The organism is Thauera sp. ZXT1-4 (genome assembly GCF_052598215.2).
Window position 1 is genome coordinate 1 of sequence record NZ_JBQWSN020000126.1, and the last position, 679, is coordinate 679.

Here is a 679-nt window from a genome sequence, read left to right on the forward strand (position 1 = left end):
GTGAAGAGCTGCGCGAAACGACCCGACAGATTTCGGTGTTGTTGAACAAGCGCTCGGCGGTCATTGAGACGGTTCGGCGGACGCAGCAGGCAATCCGGTTTCTGGTGGAGAAGAATCAGGAGTCGATGAGGCAGGCGGGCACCGAGATTGATGCCCTTGAAGACCGTGCTGCGATGCTCCCCTGCGCCTGGCGCGACGGTCAGCAAGTTGGCGAAGGGACGAAGGAGACCCTGGTAGCCGACCTGACCGACGAGGAAGCCCAGGCGCTGTTCGACAGCCTGTGAGTTCGCCTTCGGGCCGGAGGCCGCAGGGGGGAGGGGAGGCCTTCCCCTTTTTTTCGTCCTGCCCTTTTGCCCATGGGCCGGAAGGGGCGGCAGGGGGGTGTCGTCCTGCCTGAAGGATCGAGGTCGGCCTTGCCGGGTTGGTCCTTCTGTTTCGAGGGCGCAGGGGGGAGTGTGTCCTGCCTTCGGACTCAGGTTCGGCCCTCCCGGTGGAAGCCCTGACTTCAGATGTGAGGAAGGCGTCACCCGGTTCGGCGGCCCTGCCCGGTGGTGTCCGTCTGGCCCGGATGGGGCAACAGGAATGCTCGTCCATCCCAAGTGCCGGGTTCGCCCTTCCGATGAGTGGCCGGCGACAATTAGCCTGACCGGTCGACGACAACTATCTTGGCCGGTTGGAT

1 pseudogene is annotated in these 679 nt (G+C 64.2%); it reads left to right on the top strand.

The window, feature by feature from the left end:
- A pseudogene (locus ACUH78_RS19445) lies at positions 1-284 on the top strand (hypothetical protein); the annotation flags it as partial.
- Between the last annotated feature and the right edge of the window lie 395 nt (positions 285-679).